Origin of the sequence: Alloiococcus otitis ATCC 51267, from assembly GCF_000315445.1 — a bacterium.
Lineage (GTDB): Bacteria > Bacillota > Bacilli > Lactobacillales > Carnobacteriaceae_A > Alloiococcus > Alloiococcus otitis.
The window spans coordinates 126,022-141,792 of sequence record NZ_JH992960.1 but is presented as its reverse complement, the minus strand read 5'-3'; the positions used below and the strand labels follow the sequence as shown (position 1 = coordinate 141,792).

Sequence of the window (15,771 nt, the reverse complement as noted above, 5' to 3'; positions counted from 1 at the left end):
GCTCTATAACTCGTTTATTGCTTAGCGATTGTCGCGTTTCCGCTCTATAACTCGTTTATTGCTTAGCGATTGTCGCGTTTCCGCTCCATAACTCGTTTATCGCTCAGCGATTGTCGCGTTCTTACTCCAGAACTCCTTTATTGCTCACCGATTGTCGCGTTCTTGCTCCAGAACTCCTTTATTGCTCACCGATTGTCGCGTTCTTGCTCCAGAACCCCTTTATTGCTCAGCAATTGTCGCGTTATTGCACCAGAACTCCTTTATCGCTCAGCAATTGTCGCGTTTCAAATCCAAAACTTCCCAATTCTGAATTATTGTCGCGTTTCAAATCCGAAAGTACCGTATGGCTCTCCCATTGTCGCCTTTCAACTTTCAAAGTACCGAATGGCCAACCCATTGTCGTTTTTCATTCTCCAACAACAGAAAACAGTCTGTCCTTGTCCTCTCTCTATTCTCATCATGGATTAGACCCGTCTATCCCTAGCTCAAAACCCCTCCATTAAAAACGATAACTTCAAAAGTTGCCCCAAAATAGAACGGCTATTATATAAAACTAGCAATATTAATAGTGAAAAATCAAAAACCTGACCCTCAAAGAGTCAGGTTTTTTGATTAAGACCGGAGTTCATCCGCCAACTGGTTGATTTTACGCAAGCGGTGGTTGACTCCACTTTTAGAAATCGGACCCGACGGCACCAATTCACCCAATTCTTTTAAGGAAACATCGGGGTGTTTCAACCGGGTTATGGCCACTTCAAAGAGTTTTTTGGGCAGGTCATCCAAGCCGATTTCTTGGTCGATCAACTGGATGCTATCAATTTGCTTGCTGGCCGCTGAAATGGTCTTGTTTAGGTTGGCAGTTTCGCAATTGACCAGGCGGTTGACCGAATTCCGCATGTCCCGGACAATCCGAACATCTTCAAATTGGAACATGCTGTTAGTGGCCCCAATGACGGCCATAAAGTCAGCTATCTTTTCAGATTTTTTCAGGTAGACAATGTAGCCCCCACTTTTACGCTCGTGCTTTTTGGGGTTTAGTGAAAAATAGTCAAACATGTCATAAATATCATTGTTATGCTCTTCGTAAACCGAGTGAATCTCCAAGTGATAACGGCTGGTCCCTGGGCTATTAACCGACCCGCCAGCCAAAAAAGCTCCCCTGAGATAGGACCGCATTTTTTGTTCATTAGTCTTGTACTCTTCTGGAACAGATCCTGAATAGAGCATGCCCTTTAGGATGCCCAATTCGGACAAGATGGTCTGGCTACCACTTCTGAGCCGGACAATGTAGACGTTATTTTTCTTCAACTTCATTTTTTTACGGACTGATAATTCAGCCTGGACATTAAAAGTATCTTTAATCAGGCTAAAAATCCGCCGGGCAATAGCTGCATTTTCAGTTTGGACATTCAAATAGAATTCCCGGTCAACCAGACCCAAAGTCCCGTTCATCCGAATCAAGGCGGCTAATTCAGCTTTTGCATGTTCGGGATGGACTTCCAGCATGGTTAATTCTTTTTTAACATCACCTGCAAAAGACATGTTAACCCTCCTCTATTAAACGGTCTGGTTCTTATTACTGGTGGCGATATTGAAGATTTCCTTGGCTGCCTTGGCCCCATTGTGGTAGACTCCACCAGCTGACAAGTCCAGGAAATCATCTGAAATCACATGGGGAACAGCTTGGCTTAAACCATTAAAATCGTGTTGAACCTGGTATAAAATTTCTGACCCTTCCATGCTGATATAATCTGATGGTACCTGAGCATTGTTGATCAAGGCTGTGTCGATAAAGTTTTGGTTAAGGTGGTGGTGGAGGACTTCAACGTGCTGGGCATCGGTAAAGCCTTCCGTTTCACCTAGTTGGGTCATAATATTGCAAATATAAATAACCTTGGCCGACGTTTTCAAAACTGCTTCCCCTAGGTCTGGAATCATCAGGTTGGGCAAAATGCTGGTATAAAGGGATCCAGGCCCTAGAACCACGGCATCAGCTGCCATAATGGCCTCCTTGACATGACTACCACATTCCACCGGTCCGTGATCAGTGTCAAGAGAGGAAACAGCCACATAGTCAATTAACTTACCAGAGATCGGAATCTTGGACTCACCAGAAGCTAAGCTGCCATCCTTGTAGCGGGCATGGAGGACCAAGGGCTTGTCAGAAGCTGGATAAATATGACCCTCCACCTTCATCATGTCAGCTAAAACCTGGATAGCTTCATTGATATCGCCTTTCATCTCTGAAACAGCTTGGATAATCAAGTTACCAATAGCATGCCCCCCAAACATGGGGTCGTCTGACTGAAAGCGGTACTGGAAAATATCCTTTTGAATTTGGGGAATATCACTCAAAGCGACTAAAATATTGCGGATATCCCCTGGCGGGATGGCTTCAAACACTTCCCGCAAGCGACCACTGCTGCCACCATCATCGGCAACCGTAACAATCGCTGTCAAGTCTGCTTTTAACTTTTTTAGGTTTTTTAAGATAACGGGGAGGCCAGTGCCACCACCGATCATCACAATTTTAGGTCTTCTGGAAATGGTCATGATCGAATTACGGACTCCTTGTCTTTATCCTTGTCGCGGTGAGATACATTCACGTCATAACCGTCGCCAGACAAAGTCTTGGCAACGCGTTCGGTCAAAGCCACAGACCGGTGCTGTCCCCCAGTACAACCAATGGCCACTGTTAGGCTGGTTTTCCCTTCCTTTTTATAGCCAGGAAGGTTAAAGGTCAATAGGTCGATAAATTTTTGGAAAAACTGTTCTGTTTCCGGTTGTTGCATGACGTAATCATAGACCGATTCATCTAGGCCAGTCTGGTCTTTCAATTCAGGTAGGTAGTGGGGGTTGGGCAAAAAGCGGACATCCATGACTATATCAGCATCTGTTGGGATGCCGTACTTAAAGCCAAAGGAGACCAGCTCAACCCGGAACAATTTATTTTCGGCAGACTGCCCAAACAATTTTACAAATTTTTCCCGTAATTGTCTAGGGGTCAAATCACTGGTGTCGATAACCACTTGAGATTGCTGGCGAAAACTGGCCAAAGACTGACGTTCTTTTTTGATCCCCTCAATCAAGCGGTCATCATAAGCTAGGGGGTGGGACCGGCGCGATTCCTTATAGCGGTTGATTAATTCTTCATCACTGCAGTCCAAAAAGACCATCCGCTTGACAATATAGGGGGTGTTTTCAATTTTAGCCAGGGAATCCTTCATATGGGAAAAGAAATCTCGCATCCTGAGGTCCATGACCAAGGCCACCTTGGATAAGTGGGCCGATTTCCGGGTCAAGTCCCAAAAGGTGGGCAGGAGCTCAGGGGGCATATTGTCAATGCAATAATAGCCCAAGTCTTCCAGGCATTGGACCGCAACCGTCTTGCCGGCCCCGCTCATTCCTGTAATGATGACTACTTCTATTTGTTCACCCATAAGTGTCTCCTTTCTAGTCAACCATCGCCTTGACCATCATTGGCTTCATACTTAAACCGGCACCCCTTAAGCAAAGTTAACTCTTTAATCCATCAATTGCCGGGCTGCCTGCTCTAAGCGTTCTAATTTGCGGTCCACTTCTAACTTCGACCCATCCGTAGCAGATAAGTAACACTTAATCTTGGGTTCGGTCCCAGAAGGTCGGACTGCTAGCCATGACCCATCTGTCATTTGAAACTTCAACACATTGGACTGAGGCAGGTCAATATCTTCTGTGCCACCTTCAGCCAAGCTTCTTTGGCTAGATAGATAATCTTCCTTAGCCTTGACTTTAAAGCCTGCAAAGTCCTTCAGCGGAATTTGCCGGAATTTTTCCATGATCTGGTCAATCTTGTCTTGCCCCTTCTTCCCTTCTAAACTGAGGGAAAAAACCGTATCTTTAAAGTGGCCATAGTGGTTGTAGAGGTTGAAGAGGGCATCCACCAGTGAAAAATCTTGCAATTTATAATAAAGGGCCATTTCTGCCACTAATACACTGGCTTGGACCGCATCCTTGTCTCTGACAAAGGAGCGGGACAAGTAGCCATTACTTTCTTCAAAGCCAAACATAAAGCTGGTCTCATCAGACTCATTATGGAACTTGATCCGGTCAGCTATATACTTAAAGCCCGTTAAAACAGTCTCTACCCTAGCCCCAAAGGAGTCTGCAATTCGGTCTGGCAAGTCTGAAGACACAATGGACTTAATCACGACGGGGTATTTAGGTAGGAGTTTGTTGTGGAATTGGGCTTTTAAAATATAGTGGGTCAGGAGACTACCGATCTCATTACCAGACAAGACCCGGTAAGACCCTTTAACTGTTTTGACAGCTACACCTAGGCGGTCAGCATCAGGGTCAGAAGCGATCAAAACATCTGCATCCTGCTTGGTCCCCACCTTTATTGCTTCGGCAAAGGCCCCCTCTGTTTCGGGATTGGGGCTTTCCACCGTCGAAAAGTCTGGGTCTGGGTCTTTTTGACTGTCAACATCATAAACATTTTGGAAGCCGGCATTGTAGAGGGCTTTCTTGACCAATTTTTGCCCTGTACCATGAAGGGGGGTGTAGACGATGGTCAAGTCATTGGCATAATCTTCAACCATATCAGGGTTGAGGGTAACTGACCGCATCATTTCCAGGTAAGACTTGTCGACTCTAGGCCCTACTATATTGAGGAGGCCAGCCTGGATTAATTTATCCTTTTGGGCTACTTGGACTGACAAGGGGTCTTGGACCTGGTTGACAAAAGCTGTTAACTGGTCTGCTGCTTGAGGGAGGAGCTGGCCACCATCATCCCCGTAAACCTTGTAACCATTGTAGGCTGGTGGGTTGTGGCTAGCGGTCACCATGATCCCAGCCCGGCATTTAAAATGACGGACCGCAAAGGAAAGTTCAGGGGTGGGGCAAATCGAGTCAAAGACATAACTTTTAATCCCCGACTGGCCCAAGGTCTTGGCTGCCTCAAAAGCAAAGGCTTGGGACTGGTGACGGGAGTCATAGCCGATTGCTACACCCCTTTGCTTGGCATCGTCGAAGCGGTCGAGCAAGTAGCTACTTAACCCCTGGCTGGCTTGACGGACAGTGTAAATGTTCATCCGGTTGGTCCCTGGCCCCATCAAGCCCCGCATGCCAGCAGTTCCAAATTCCAAGGCCTTATAAAAGGCGTCCTCTAGTTGGTCTGAGTCATCTTCTAACTGGTCTAGGTCTGCTTTTAGGTCTGCGTCTAGCTGGTCAAAAGACAGCCAGCTTTGATATGTATCCTTCCAAGTCATTTATATCCTCCCATCTTTTCTATAAAGAGCAAGTCAACTGGCCTGACCCGACCTATTTTCTGGAGCCAGGCCCTTGCTTGCGAATAACAATTTTTTTGGACTATTCACTTTCCTTGATACTTTGGCTAATTTTTTCTTTGGTCAAGGAATCCTTAAATTCCTCTACATAATTAAAGGCTTCATTGCCAGCAACTGCCCCGTCGCCTACTGCAGTGGCTACTTGGCGCAAGACAGTTTGCCGGACATCCCCGATGGCAAAGATACCTGGGACCTTGCTTTCCATTTTTTCGTTCGTAATGACCCAGCCTTGGTCGTCACAAATACCTAGCCCAGCAAAAGCTTGGCTGTTAGGGACTAGGCCAATGTAGATAAAGGTCCCATTGGTGTCTAATTCACTAACTTCTCCAGTCTTGACATTACGGAGGCGGACCTTAGACACACTGTCATCTCCCATGATTTCTTCGACCACAGAGTCCCAAATAAAATCAATCTTGTCATTGTTGAAGGCCCGGTCTTGCAAGACTTTTTGGGCCCGCAATTCATCCCGGCGGTGGATAATAGAGACTTGGTCGGCAAATTGGGTAAGGTAGTTCCCTTCTTCAACCGCAGAGTCTCCTCCGCCGACTACTACAATATCCTTGCCCTTGAAAAAGGCTCCGTCACAAACGGCACAGTAGGAAACCCCCCGGCCGTTAAAGCTTTCTTCACCAGGGACCCCTAATTTTTTATGCTCAGCACCGGTTGCAATAATGACCGCTCTGGCAAAATAAGACTTGCCTGAAGCCTTAATTTCCTTGTAGGAACCATGGTCGATCAGGTCTTGGATATCCCCATATTGGTAGTCGGCCCCAAAATTGAGGGCTCCTTCATACATCTTGCTAGCCAGGTCTGGTCCTGGGATCGACTTGTACCCAGTGTAATTTTCAATTTCAGCCGTATTGATTAACTGGCCTCCTGGTGCTCCTCTTTCAAGGATCAAGGTAGTCATATTAGCTCTTGAAGCATAAAGGGCCGCAGTCATGCCACCAGGTCCTGATCCAGCAACAACAACATCATAGATATTTTCTGAATCCATTCTCGATCTTCGACTCCTTCATTCATTTTCCTCATAGACAGGTTCATGGTTAACTTTATTGGACTGAAAGACTAATCCAAGTTTGCCAAGTAAACAAGCATGTCTTCTGCTTCACTCCGGTAAGGGGAATCCTGGCCTGGTCTTTGGTCCAATAAATTGATAAAAGTCTCTAAGTGCTGCTTGGCTTCCCGGTAATCTTTTAAATAGGAACAATTCACAGCTTGGTAATAATAGAGGTCAGCTTGTAGCTTGCCACTTTTGTCAAGCAAGTCCTGGACCAGGTCGTAAGACTTTTGGAATTCTCCCTGGTGCTGGTAAATTAAGGCAAGCTGGATGGCCCCGTAATGTTCTTCATAGGGGTTGTCAGCTAGGCTGATCCCTCTTTTAAAATACTTAATTCCTTTGTCTAAATCGGACTGGTGGTAGGCATCAAAGGCTCGCTCAAAGTAAAAGGGTGCTGATGGGTTGATACGGATAATCTTATCCTTTGCTTGTGCCATCCAATCCTCCTTCCTGATCAAATACTCCTACTCAACCATTATGATACGCGTCAAAGGTCAGACAAGCAAAAAGTTAAGCTTCTGATTTACCCCTGCGGTTCATTAATGAAGTAATGGCTTGGCCAACTGACAAGTCATCATATAAAATCTGGTAAATGGCTTCTGTGATGGGCATTTCGATCCCCATTTTTTGGGATAGGTCATAGGCGGCCTGGGTGGTGTAGACCCCTTCGACCACCATGCCGATCGAGTCCAAGGCTGACTCTAAGTCTTGACCTTGGCCTAGCAGGCGACCAGCCTGGTAATTTCTTGAATGGGGGCTGGAGCAGGTGACGATTAAGTCCCCTACCCCACTTAAGCCAATAAAGGTAAGGGCTTGGGCCCCAATGGCTTGGCCCAGACGGGAAATTTCGGCCAGGCCACGGGTTATCAAACCGGCCCGGGCATTATCCCCATAGCCGTAACCATCGATGATGCCAGACCCTAAAGCAATAATATTTTTAAGGGCTGCCCCAATCTCTACTCCGATAATATCCGGGTTGGTGTAGACCCTGAAGTAGTCATTGATAAAGAGTTTTTGGGTAAATCTCGCCTGGTCTGGGTTTTCACTGGCTGCCGTAATAGAAGTCAAGTCATGCTTGACCACTTCTTCAGCATGGCTGGGACCTGACAAGGCAACAATGCCTTTAACCAAATCAGCGGGCAACTCCTGGTCTAGGATCTGGGAAATCCGCAGATAACTGCCTCCTTCCAAGCCCTTGGCAGCATGGATAATGGTGACTTCTTTTGTCACTAAGCCAGCCACCTCCTGAGCCACTGGTCGGATAGCTGAAGTAGGAACAACAAATAATAAAATGTCACTATGGCCAACTGCCTCAATTAAGTCACTTGTCGCTCGAATCGAATCAGGTAAGTGTGTATCTTTGAGATAGTGATGGTTGGTCTTTTTTTGGTTAATCTCCTGGGCCTGGTCAGAGCTCCGGGTCCAAAGTAATACATCATGGCCATTTTCGATCAAAACATTGGCCAGGGCTGTTCCCCAAGAGCCGGCACCCAAGACGGTTACCTTTTCTGGTCTTGCTTGGTTAATCACACGAATCGCCCCCTATTGGTCGTAAGATGCTTTTTTCTTGGCAAAGTCAATTTCTGGTTTAACCCCTTCACTGTAGTATGGCGGTCTAGGGTAAAGGTAAAAGCGGCGGTAGAGAATAATCCCAACCCCAAGGAGAACGATAAGGGCTGACAAGACTTGGCTGACACGGAGGGGACCAATGTAGAGGCTGTCTGTCCGCATCCCTTCAATAAAGAAGCGGCCTGTCCCATACCAAATGAGATAGAAGGAAATCAATTCCCCCCGTAGCAAGTTCCCTTTCCGGCGCAGGACTAGGGCGATGATAAAGCCGGTCAGGGTTAGGATAGATTCATAAAGGAAAGTGGGGTGGTGGTAGGCTCCATTAATGTTCATGCCCTCTATGATAAATTCAGGTAGGTATAAGCTTTCCAGAAATTCCCGGGAAACTTCGCCCCCAAAGGCCTCTTGGTTGACAAAGTTACCCCAACGGCCAATAGACTGGGCGATTAATAAGGATGGGGCGACTAGGTCAAAAAGGAGCCAAATGTCCAAATTTTCCTTATGGGCAAACCATAAAATGGTAAAGAAGCCCGCAATAATCCCCCCATAGATGGCCAAGCCACCTTCCCATATAAAGAGGATCCGGATGGGGTCTTGGATATAAGAATCCAACTCAAATAAAACATAATAGATCCGGGCTCCGATAATGCCAAAGGGAATAATCCAAAAGGCTACATCGATAACAATATCACTATCCATGCCTAATTTTTTGGCTTCTCGAGAGGCCAAAAAGACAGCTAGGAGCATGGCCAAGGCTATAATCACCCCGTACCATGCCACTGATATAGGGCCTAATTCAAATGCAATGGGGTCAATAACAGCTAACAATTCCTGCATAGGGTCTCCTTTTCTCTTTCAACAATTATTTCCGGCACTAGCTTATCTAGATGATCTGGATAAGCTTATAGGTCGGTAGAATTCTGTTTCATTAATTCAGTTAGGTTTTGCTGGAAGGTTTCGACGGCATCATAACCCAAGTTCTTAGCCCGGCGATTCATAGCGGCAATTTCAATGATAATAGACAAGTTCCGCCCAACCCGGACTGGTACGGTTACCATGGGGATATCCACATTGAAAAATTTCATCTTCTCCATACTATCCCCGATCCGGTCGTAATGCCTGTTTTCATTCCAAGGCTCCAGGTTGATGACCAAGTCTACCTTCTTGCGGGGCCTAATAGCACCCAGGCCAAATAAATTGACCACATCAATCACCCCGATGCCCCGGATTTCAATTAAATTTCGTAGGATTTCAGGTGGCTCACCAACGATCCGGCTTTCATCAAGCATGTACAAGTCCACCCGGTCATCTGCAATAAGACGGTGCCCCCGTTTGATCAATTCCAAGGCTGTTTCTGACTTGCCAATGCCAGAATCACCAATAATCAAGGTCCCCATCCCGTAAACATCGACTAAGACGCCGTGTTGGGACATGCGGTCAGCCAACTTTTTCTCTAAATAATTGGTCATGTTGGCCATGATCCGGGTAGTCGGCTTGTAACTACCCAGGATAGGAATCCCTTGGCTATTGGCAACTTCCACTAATTCCTCAGGTGGCTTTAGGTCCCTAGAAACCAAGTAGCAAGGGGTCTGGTCGGTAGACAAACGCTTGCAGATAATCTTCCGTTCTTCAGGTGACATTTTCGCCATAAAAGATATTTCGGTCCGGCCCAAGACCTGGACCCTTTCATTGGCATAATAGTTAAAATACCCGGTCAATTCCAATGCTGGTCTCGAAACATCTGTAATCTTAATCTTCCGGTCTAAAAAATCTTGGCCTGAGATCACCCTGGCTGCATTAACACCTTCCACCAGGTCCCCCACTGTCACAAATTTGGTCATTGTATCTTTCCTCCAAGTAAAAGAAAGCTATAGTCCACCTTATCTTACCACATGTAGAAGCTTTTTACATGGGGCTAATTCCAGACCTGGTTCAAAACTAGCTTGGTCTCTTCCTAACCCTTCAAAACCAAACCAGCAAAGCAAAAAGCCCCGGCTCAACCAGGCTTCTAAAGCTGGTCCATTAGCTGTCGCCGGAGCAGTCTTAAAACTTTGCACCAGTCAAATCTTGGCCCTAATAGTAGTAAACAGGCCGTGTAAAGTAAGAATTGACTAGGGAAATAATTAAAGAAAGAAGGAGGGCCAAACCATAGGAGGAAATTGTAAATCCAGACACCAGGGCAGACGTCATGTATAAAATCAAGCCATTGATCAGGAAATAAAAGATTCCAAGGGTTAAGACCGTTATCGGCAGGGAAAGAAGAACTAAAATCGGCTTGACTAAGGTATTTAATATACCAAAAATGACGGCGGCCAAGAGGGCTGTAAAGATAGAATCAATGACAAAGCCCTTAAAAAAGCCAGCCAAGGCCAAAAACATGATTGTGTTCAAAAGAATCCTCTGCCACCATTTCACTAAAAATCACTCCAGTCATCTTCGTCTACTTCTTCCACATCTTCAGCTTGTTTTCGTTCCTTACTTTTGTATCCGCTTCTGTTGACCTTGTCAAATTCTTGTCGAATTTTTTCCCTTCTCTTCCGAAAGGTGACTTCTTCGGGTTCATCCGGCATGATGATGGCTAAGGCAATATAGATCAGAATAAAGGTTCCCATTGACCCGACTGCCAAGACAAAGAAAATCACCCGAACTAAGACAGGGTCAATGCCAAAGTATTCCGCAATCCCCCCTAAAACACCAAAAAGGATTTCATTATCTTTTGATTTTTGTAACTTTTTCACTACTACCACCCTTCCATATGAATTTTACGCTCAAACAAGCGGCGGGTTTCCAATTCATTATTAGTTTAAACTTCTTCTTTTCCTTCAGGTAAAATGCCAAATAAGATAAAGTAGAGAGCGAAAAATGCGCCATTTGTTACAATAGCCAAAATAAAGAAAATCAGGCGGACTAGTTTGGGATTAATAAGCAAGTATTCTCCCTCTCTTCTCCTAAAACTCCAAAGAGGACTTTATCATCTTGAAACCGCCTCAACTTCTTCGCTGCAGACACCCTCTCTTGTCTTGCCAGTCAAGAGGTCAGGCTGTTTCCCTTTGAAAAGAAAGGGGCAACTTAATCAGTCGGTTTGACCCAAGTCTTGTTTTGACTAGAGCTTATTCAGAATCTTTTAGCAAAATATTTCCTTGGGTTGTTTTGGCCTTAACCCGGATGGCTTGTCCTTGACCAAGCCGGCTAAAGGTGACGGAAGAGTCCTTACCGTCACTGGCTTCTATCTTGGTTTGGCTGAGCCGGCTGTAGACTTTACCAAAGTTGGACTTGCCTTCTACCTCTAAGTCTTTATCTAGGGGAAGGGCAATTTTAACATCCCCATAAACAGTGGAGGTATCCACCTGGACTGGACTTGGACCGTACAAACTTAGGCGTATATCACCAAGAGTTGTTGCCAAGCTGGAGGAAGCAAGCCGGCCATCCGCCTTGATATCCCCATTAACAGAGGAAATGATTAAGTCTTGCAAGTCGCTATCCAAGACCTTGATGTCCCCAGATGTCCCCTTGACCTCCACCATAGAGGCCTTAACTTGGTCTAGGCTAATGTCCCCCTTAGTTGCTTTAAGGTAGAGGTCACTAAAGGTTAAGTCCTTCAAGCTTAGGTCTCCATTTAAAACATTGACTGACAAGTAGTCATAACTGCCTTCGGGAAGGGTGATTTGAATATCAGCCTGGACCCTTTTGTTGGGGATGTGTAGTTTCAAGGAATCTTCTGTCAGCCGGTAGGTCGACCGTTTTTCAAAGGCCTCTTCTAGTGAGCTGTTAAATTTACCAAACATGGTGATAGAGGCTTTTATCTCGATATGCGCTACCGGACCTTCTTGGATCACTAGGTCCCCATTGGCATTTTTAATATCAAAAATAGTTGGCTGGCTATCCTCAATTTGCCACTCCTTGTTAAAAGAGTTGGAAACAAGGTTGAAGACTCTGAGGTCTGGTTTATGCCATTCAAAATGGTCCAAAAAGTCTTTGGAACTGCCTACGATATCCTTGACTACCTTATTAATGTTTTCACCCGCTTGGTTGACCTTTTTACTGGTTTCTTCTTTCCAGTCCTCAGAAAATTGGAACTGGTCCTTTAAATTTTCCAGTTGGTCGGTAAACCACTGGGAATCACTGCCGTCAACTTCCTTGACCAAACTGTCCCGTTCTTTAACCAAACGAGCAATTTCCTTAGATAAAGCTACTAACTGGCTTCTTAATTCCTTGATTTCAGCCTGCTTGTCTTGGGAAATAACTTCCTGGTCTTGGATATGGCTTTCTAGGTCTTTAATTTCCTCATTAATCTGGTCTAATTCTTTGGAATTATCCACTTCATCTAGGTCTTTGATCAAATCTTTTTCGACATGTAAGTCTTTAAAATCTTGTCGCAAATTTTTTAGCAGGTCTTCTTCCTGGTTTGCCTCTGCTTCTTCTAATTCAGCTTGCAAGTCGCTTAAGTCAGACTCAAGTTCCTGGATTTGATCGTTTAAACTGTCGATCCGTTCTGACTTGACCAGCATGTCACTGGCCGCCGCTTCAATACCTGCTTCAGCTTCTTCCTTGCTTCCACTGCTTGCAAAGTCTCTATTGGCGGATTTTTCCCCTTCTTTTCGAGCCAAACCTTCGATTAAGTCCAAAGCTTCTTTAGTTGTCAATACACCCGCTTTAACAAGTTCAATAATCCGGTCTTTTTCAGTCATTTTATTCCCTCCTGGTTGGGCTTTTAACTGGCTTCTTTACTTAGACCTATTATCTAACAGAACGACAGCTTTGTCATAGGTCTTTTGACTGATTCTCTTTTGCTGGATTATGCAAAGCTTATGGAATTTTTGGGAAAGTTTGGCTAAAGAAAGGGCTAATCTTATTACTTCTTAGCTGCCTGCATCCGGGCCAAGTCTCGGTCTAAGATAGCCTTGAGATAGTGACCAGTATAACTATCTTCAACCTGGGCAATTTCTTCGGGAGTCCCAGTTGCGATAACCTGGCCACCTCCAGCACCGCCTTCTGGTCCTAAGTCAATAATGTAGTCGGCCACCTTGATCACGTCCAGGTTGTGTTCAATAATCACAACAGTATTGCCTGCATCCACTAAGCGCTGCAGGACGGTCAAAAGCCGGGCAATGTCGTCGGTATGAAGACCAGTTGTTGGTTCATCCAATATATAAAAGTTGTGGCCGTTTTGACGTTTTTGAAGTTCAGAAGCCAGCTTCATCCGCTGAGCCTCGCCACCAGAAAGAGTTGGGGCAGGTTGGCCTAGGGTAATATAGCCCAAGCCAACATCGATAATAGTATCAAGTTTACGTTTAATTTTGGGAATAGCTTCAAAAAATTCAGCCGCATCCGCTACAGTCATGTCCAAGACTTGGGAGATATTTTTTCCCTTGTATTCCACTTCCAGGGTTTCGGAGTTATACCGAGTCCCCTTGCAGACCTCACAAGGAACGTAGACGTCCGGTAAGAAGTGCATTTCGATGGTCAAAATCCCGTCACCCTTGCAGGCTTCACAACGGCCACCTTTCACATTAAAGGAAAACCGGCCCTTATTGTAACCACGAACCTTGGCTTCATTAGTGGAAGCAAAGAGGTCCCGGATGTCATCAAAGACACTGGTGTAGGTAGCTGGGTTTGACCGGGGAGTCCGGCCAATAGGGGACTGGTCAATGTCAACCACCTTGTCAATTCCCTCGTAACCAGACACCTGGTCAACCTTACCGATCCTTTCCTTAGACCGACCCACTGCCCTAGCTAAGGCAGATTTTAAGACACCGTTGACCAGGGAAGACTTGCCTGAACCGGATACACCAGTAACCAGGTTCAAGCGACCCAAAGGAAAGTCAACATCGATCCCTTTTAAATTATTTTCCCTAGCCCCTCTGACAGCAATAGCTCCTTGGTCAGCCGTCCGCCGCTTTTTGGGGATGGGAATAAATTTCTTGCCAGACAAGTATTGGCCGGTGATAGAATTTTGGTTTTGGGCAACCAGGTCGGGGCGGTCGTTGGCGATGACTTCCCCGCCCTGGTCTCCTGCACCTGGGCCAATGTCAATCAAGCGGTCAGCCGCTAACATTGTATCTTCATCGTGTTCTACCACAATCAAGGTATTGCCTAGGTCTCGCATGCTTTTGAGGGAGTCAATCAAACGGTTGTTATCCCTTTGGTGGAGGCCGATGGATGGTTCATCCAGTATATAGAGGACCCCTGACAAGTTAGACCCGATTTGGGTGGCCAGGCGGATTCGCTGGGCTTCCCCACCTGACAAGGTGCCGGCGCTTCGGGACAGGGTCAAGTAGTCCAAGCCGACATTTTTTAGGAAAGATAGCCGGTCCTTAATTTCCTTGCAGATGGGCTGGGCAATTTCCCTGTCCTGGTCTCCTAGGTCAAGCTGGTCAAAAAAGTCTAACGCCTGGTCAATGGACAGCCGGCTGACTTCGCCAAAATCCGCTTCATCAATCTTGACACTGAGGGCTTGGGGGTTGAGTCGCTTACCCTGGCAACTTGGGCAAACCTTCTCCGTCATGTATTCTCCCATGACACGGCGGGTAAAATTACTGGACGTTTCAAAGTAACGGCGGGAGACATTGTTGACGACCCCTTCAAAGGACATGGTGGTCTCCCTTACCTTACCGGTCTGATTCTGGTAAACAAAGGTGAATTCCTCATCCCCTGACCCATACAAGACCATGTTTTTATCTTGATCAGGCAAGTCTTGGTAGGGAATGTTCATATCAATACTAAAAGCTTGGCAAAACTGGTCCAACATGGAAGGGTAGTAATTAGAAGAAATGGGATTCCAAGGAGCCAAAGCACCTTCCTTCAAGGTCTTGGTTTGGTCTGGAATGACCAGGTCCAAGTTAACCTCCAACTTGGTCCCAATACCTTCACAGTCGGGACAGGACCCAAAAGGAGCATTAAAAGAAAACAAGCGGGGTTCTAAATCCGGCACTGTAAAGCCACAGATTGGGCATGAATGGTGCTCAGAAAAGACCATTTCTTCCCCATCGATAACGTCTACAATGGCCTGGCCGTCTGCTAGCTTGAGGGCTGTTTCCATGGAGTCAAACAAGCGGGACCGGATGCCTTCTTTGACCACAATTCGGTCAACTACGACCGAGATATCATGTTTTTTATTTTTATTTAATTCGATCTCGTCGCCAATATCATACATGTCTCCGTCCACAATCACCCTGACATAACCGCTAGACTTGACCTGGCTCAGGACCTTTTTGTGCTGGCCTTTTTTGCCTCTAACAAGAGGGGACAAGACTTGGATTTTAGTCCGGTCAGGTAGGTCTAAAATGCTGTCTACCATCTGGTCTACCGATTGACTAGTGATGGGGTAACCATCATTGGGGCAAATGGGTTGGCCAACCCGAGCAAAAAGCAGTCGTAAGTAGTCATTAATCTCTGTAACCGTTCCAACGGTTGACCGAGGGTTGTTGTTGGTTGTTTTTTGGTCAATAGAAATGGCTGGACTCAGGCCGTCGATACTATCGACATCAGGTTTGTCCATCTGACCTAAAAACTGTCTGGCATAGGCCGAAAGAGACTCAACATACCGTCTTTGCCCTTCAGCATAAAGGGTATCAAAGGCTAAAGAACTTTTGCCAGACCCAGACAAGCCGGTCACGACGACAAACTCATCTCTCGGAATAGTGACATCGATATTTTTTAAGTTATGGGACCGAGCCCCACGGACAACGATTTTATCATTTGCCATTCAAACTGCTCCATTCTGTAAGCTTTATTATATTCTTTGCTTCAATAGAAAAAGGGCTGAAAAATCTAGCCCTCCTCCTCTTTTAGGATGCAACAAGGTCATCTTTCACA

Annotated in this window: 14 protein-coding genes; all 14 read right to left on the bottom strand. The window is 45.8% G+C overall.

Annotated elements, in window-relative coordinates:
- Positions 1 to 612: 612 nt before the first annotated feature.
- Positions 613 to 1,542, bottom strand: a complete 930-nt coding sequence (whiA, locus tag HMPREF9698_RS06645) for a DNA-binding protein WhiA (RefSeq protein ID WP_003778582.1) — start codon at positions 1,540 to 1,542, stop codon at positions 613 to 615.
- A gap of 15 nt (positions 1,543 to 1,557) precedes the next feature.
- A complete protein-coding gene (locus HMPREF9698_RS06640) occupies positions 1,558 to 2,553 on the bottom strand; it encodes a gluconeogenesis factor YvcK family protein (RefSeq protein WP_003778580.1) in 996 nt (331 codons plus the stop codon).
- Positions 2,550 to 3,440, bottom strand: a complete 891-nt coding sequence (rapZ, locus tag HMPREF9698_RS06635; protein ID WP_003778577.1) for an RNase adapter RapZ — start codon at positions 3,438 to 3,440, stop codon at positions 2,550 to 2,552. Before rapZ ends, HMPREF9698_RS06640 begins: the two co-directional genes overlap by 4 nt.
- A gap of 84 nt (positions 3,441 to 3,524) precedes the next feature.
- Positions 3,525 to 5,249: a phospho-sugar mutase gene (locus HMPREF9698_RS06630; protein WP_003778574.1), complete on the bottom strand. Its 1,725-nt coding sequence runs from the start codon at positions 5,247 to 5,249 to the stop codon at positions 3,525 to 3,527.
- Positions 5,250 to 5,349: 100 nt separating this feature from the next.
- Entirely contained in the window at positions 5,350 to 6,324 is a 975-nt protein-coding gene (trxB, locus tag HMPREF9698_RS06625; RefSeq protein WP_003778573.1) for a thioredoxin-disulfide reductase, read from the bottom strand.
- A 71-nt stretch (positions 6,325 to 6,395) separates the two neighbouring features.
- On the bottom strand, positions 6,396 to 6,824 hold the full coding sequence (locus HMPREF9698_RS06620) for a tetratricopeptide repeat protein (protein WP_003778571.1): 429 nt from the start codon (positions 6,822 to 6,824) through the stop codon (positions 6,396 to 6,398).
- Positions 6,825 to 6,897: 73 nt separating this feature from the next.
- Complete coding sequence (locus HMPREF9698_RS06615) at positions 6,898 to 7,917, bottom strand: NAD(P)H-dependent glycerol-3-phosphate dehydrogenase (RefSeq protein ID WP_003778570.1); 1,020 nt, start codon at positions 7,915 to 7,917, stop codon at positions 6,898 to 6,900.
- Positions 7,918 to 7,929: 12 nt separating this feature from the next.
- The gene (lgt, locus tag HMPREF9698_RS06610; protein WP_003778568.1) at positions 7,930 to 8,793 is read right to left on the bottom strand and encodes a prolipoprotein diacylglyceryl transferase; all 864 of its coding nucleotides are present in this window, start codon (positions 8,791 to 8,793) and stop codon (positions 7,930 to 7,932) included.
- 65 nt (positions 8,794 to 8,858) lie between these two features.
- A complete protein-coding gene (hprK, locus tag HMPREF9698_RS06605; RefSeq protein ID WP_003778566.1) occupies positions 8,859 to 9,797 on the bottom strand; it encodes an HPr(Ser) kinase/phosphatase in 939 nt (312 codons plus the stop codon).
- A gap of 232 nt (positions 9,798 to 10,029) precedes the next feature.
- Positions 10,030 to 10,371 carry a phage holin family protein gene (locus tag HMPREF9698_RS06600; RefSeq protein ID WP_003778565.1) on the bottom strand — a complete coding sequence of 114 codons (342 nt, stop codon included), beginning with the start codon at positions 10,369 to 10,371 and terminating at the stop codon, positions 10,030 to 10,032.
- Complete coding sequence (locus tag HMPREF9698_RS08680) at positions 10,371 to 10,694, bottom strand: PspC domain-containing protein (protein WP_003778564.1); 324 nt, start codon at positions 10,692 to 10,694, stop codon at positions 10,371 to 10,373. The genes HMPREF9698_RS06600 and HMPREF9698_RS08680 overlap by 1 nt, the downstream gene beginning before the upstream one ends.
- 65 nt (positions 10,695 to 10,759) lie before the next feature.
- The gene (locus HMPREF9698_RS09310; RefSeq protein ID WP_115629219.1) at positions 10,760 to 10,885 is read right to left on the bottom strand and encodes a PspC domain-containing protein; all 126 of its coding nucleotides are present in this window, start codon (positions 10,883 to 10,885) and stop codon (positions 10,760 to 10,762) included.
- A gap of 181 nt (positions 10,886 to 11,066) precedes the next feature.
- Complete coding sequence (locus HMPREF9698_RS06590) at positions 11,067 to 12,644, bottom strand: DUF4097 family beta strand repeat-containing protein (RefSeq protein ID WP_003778561.1); 1,578 nt, start codon at positions 12,642 to 12,644, stop codon at positions 11,067 to 11,069.
- 164 nt (positions 12,645 to 12,808) lie between these two features.
- Complete coding sequence (uvrA, locus tag HMPREF9698_RS06585) at positions 12,809 to 15,661, bottom strand: excinuclease ABC subunit UvrA (protein WP_003778559.1); 2,853 nt, start codon at positions 15,659 to 15,661, stop codon at positions 12,809 to 12,811.
- Between the last annotated feature and the right edge of the window lie 110 nt (positions 15,662 to 15,771).

Bases quoted from the DNA above. Each gene is read 5' to 3' on its own strand.
- whiA (WP_003778582.1), bottom strand. From the start codon at position 1,542: ATGTCTTTTGCAGGTGATGTTAAAAAAGAATTAACCATGCTGGAAGTC.
- hprK (WP_003778566.1), bottom strand. From the start codon at position 9,797: ATGACCAAATTTGTGACAGTGGGGGACCTGGTGGAAGGTGTTAATGCA.
- uvrA (WP_003778559.1), bottom strand. From the start codon at position 15,661: ATGGCAAATGATAAAATCGTTGTCCGTGGGGCTCGGTCCCATAACTTA.
- lgt (WP_003778568.1), bottom strand. From the start codon at position 8,793: ATGCAGGAATTGTTAGCTGTTATTGACCCCATTGCATTTGAATTAGGC.
- HMPREF9698_RS06620 (WP_003778571.1), bottom strand. From the start codon at position 6,824: ATGGCACAAGCAAAGGATAAGATTATCCGTATCAACCCATCAGCACCC.
- HMPREF9698_RS06630 (WP_003778574.1), bottom strand. From the start codon at position 5,249: ATGACTTGGAAGGATACATATCAAAGCTGGCTGTCTTTTGACCAGCTA.
- rapZ (WP_003778577.1), bottom strand. From the start codon at position 3,440: ATGGGTGAACAAATAGAAGTAGTCATCATTACAGGAATGAGCGGGGCC.
- HMPREF9698_RS06590 (WP_003778561.1), bottom strand. From the start codon at position 12,644: ATGACTGAAAAAGACCGGATTATTGAACTTGTTAAAGCGGGTGTATTG.
- trxB (WP_003778573.1), bottom strand. From the start codon at position 6,324: ATGGATTCAGAAAATATCTATGATGTTGTTGTTGCTGGATCAGGACCT.
- HMPREF9698_RS06640 (WP_003778580.1), bottom strand. From the start codon at position 2,553: ATGACCATTTCCAGAAGACCTAAAATTGTGATGATCGGTGGTGGCACT.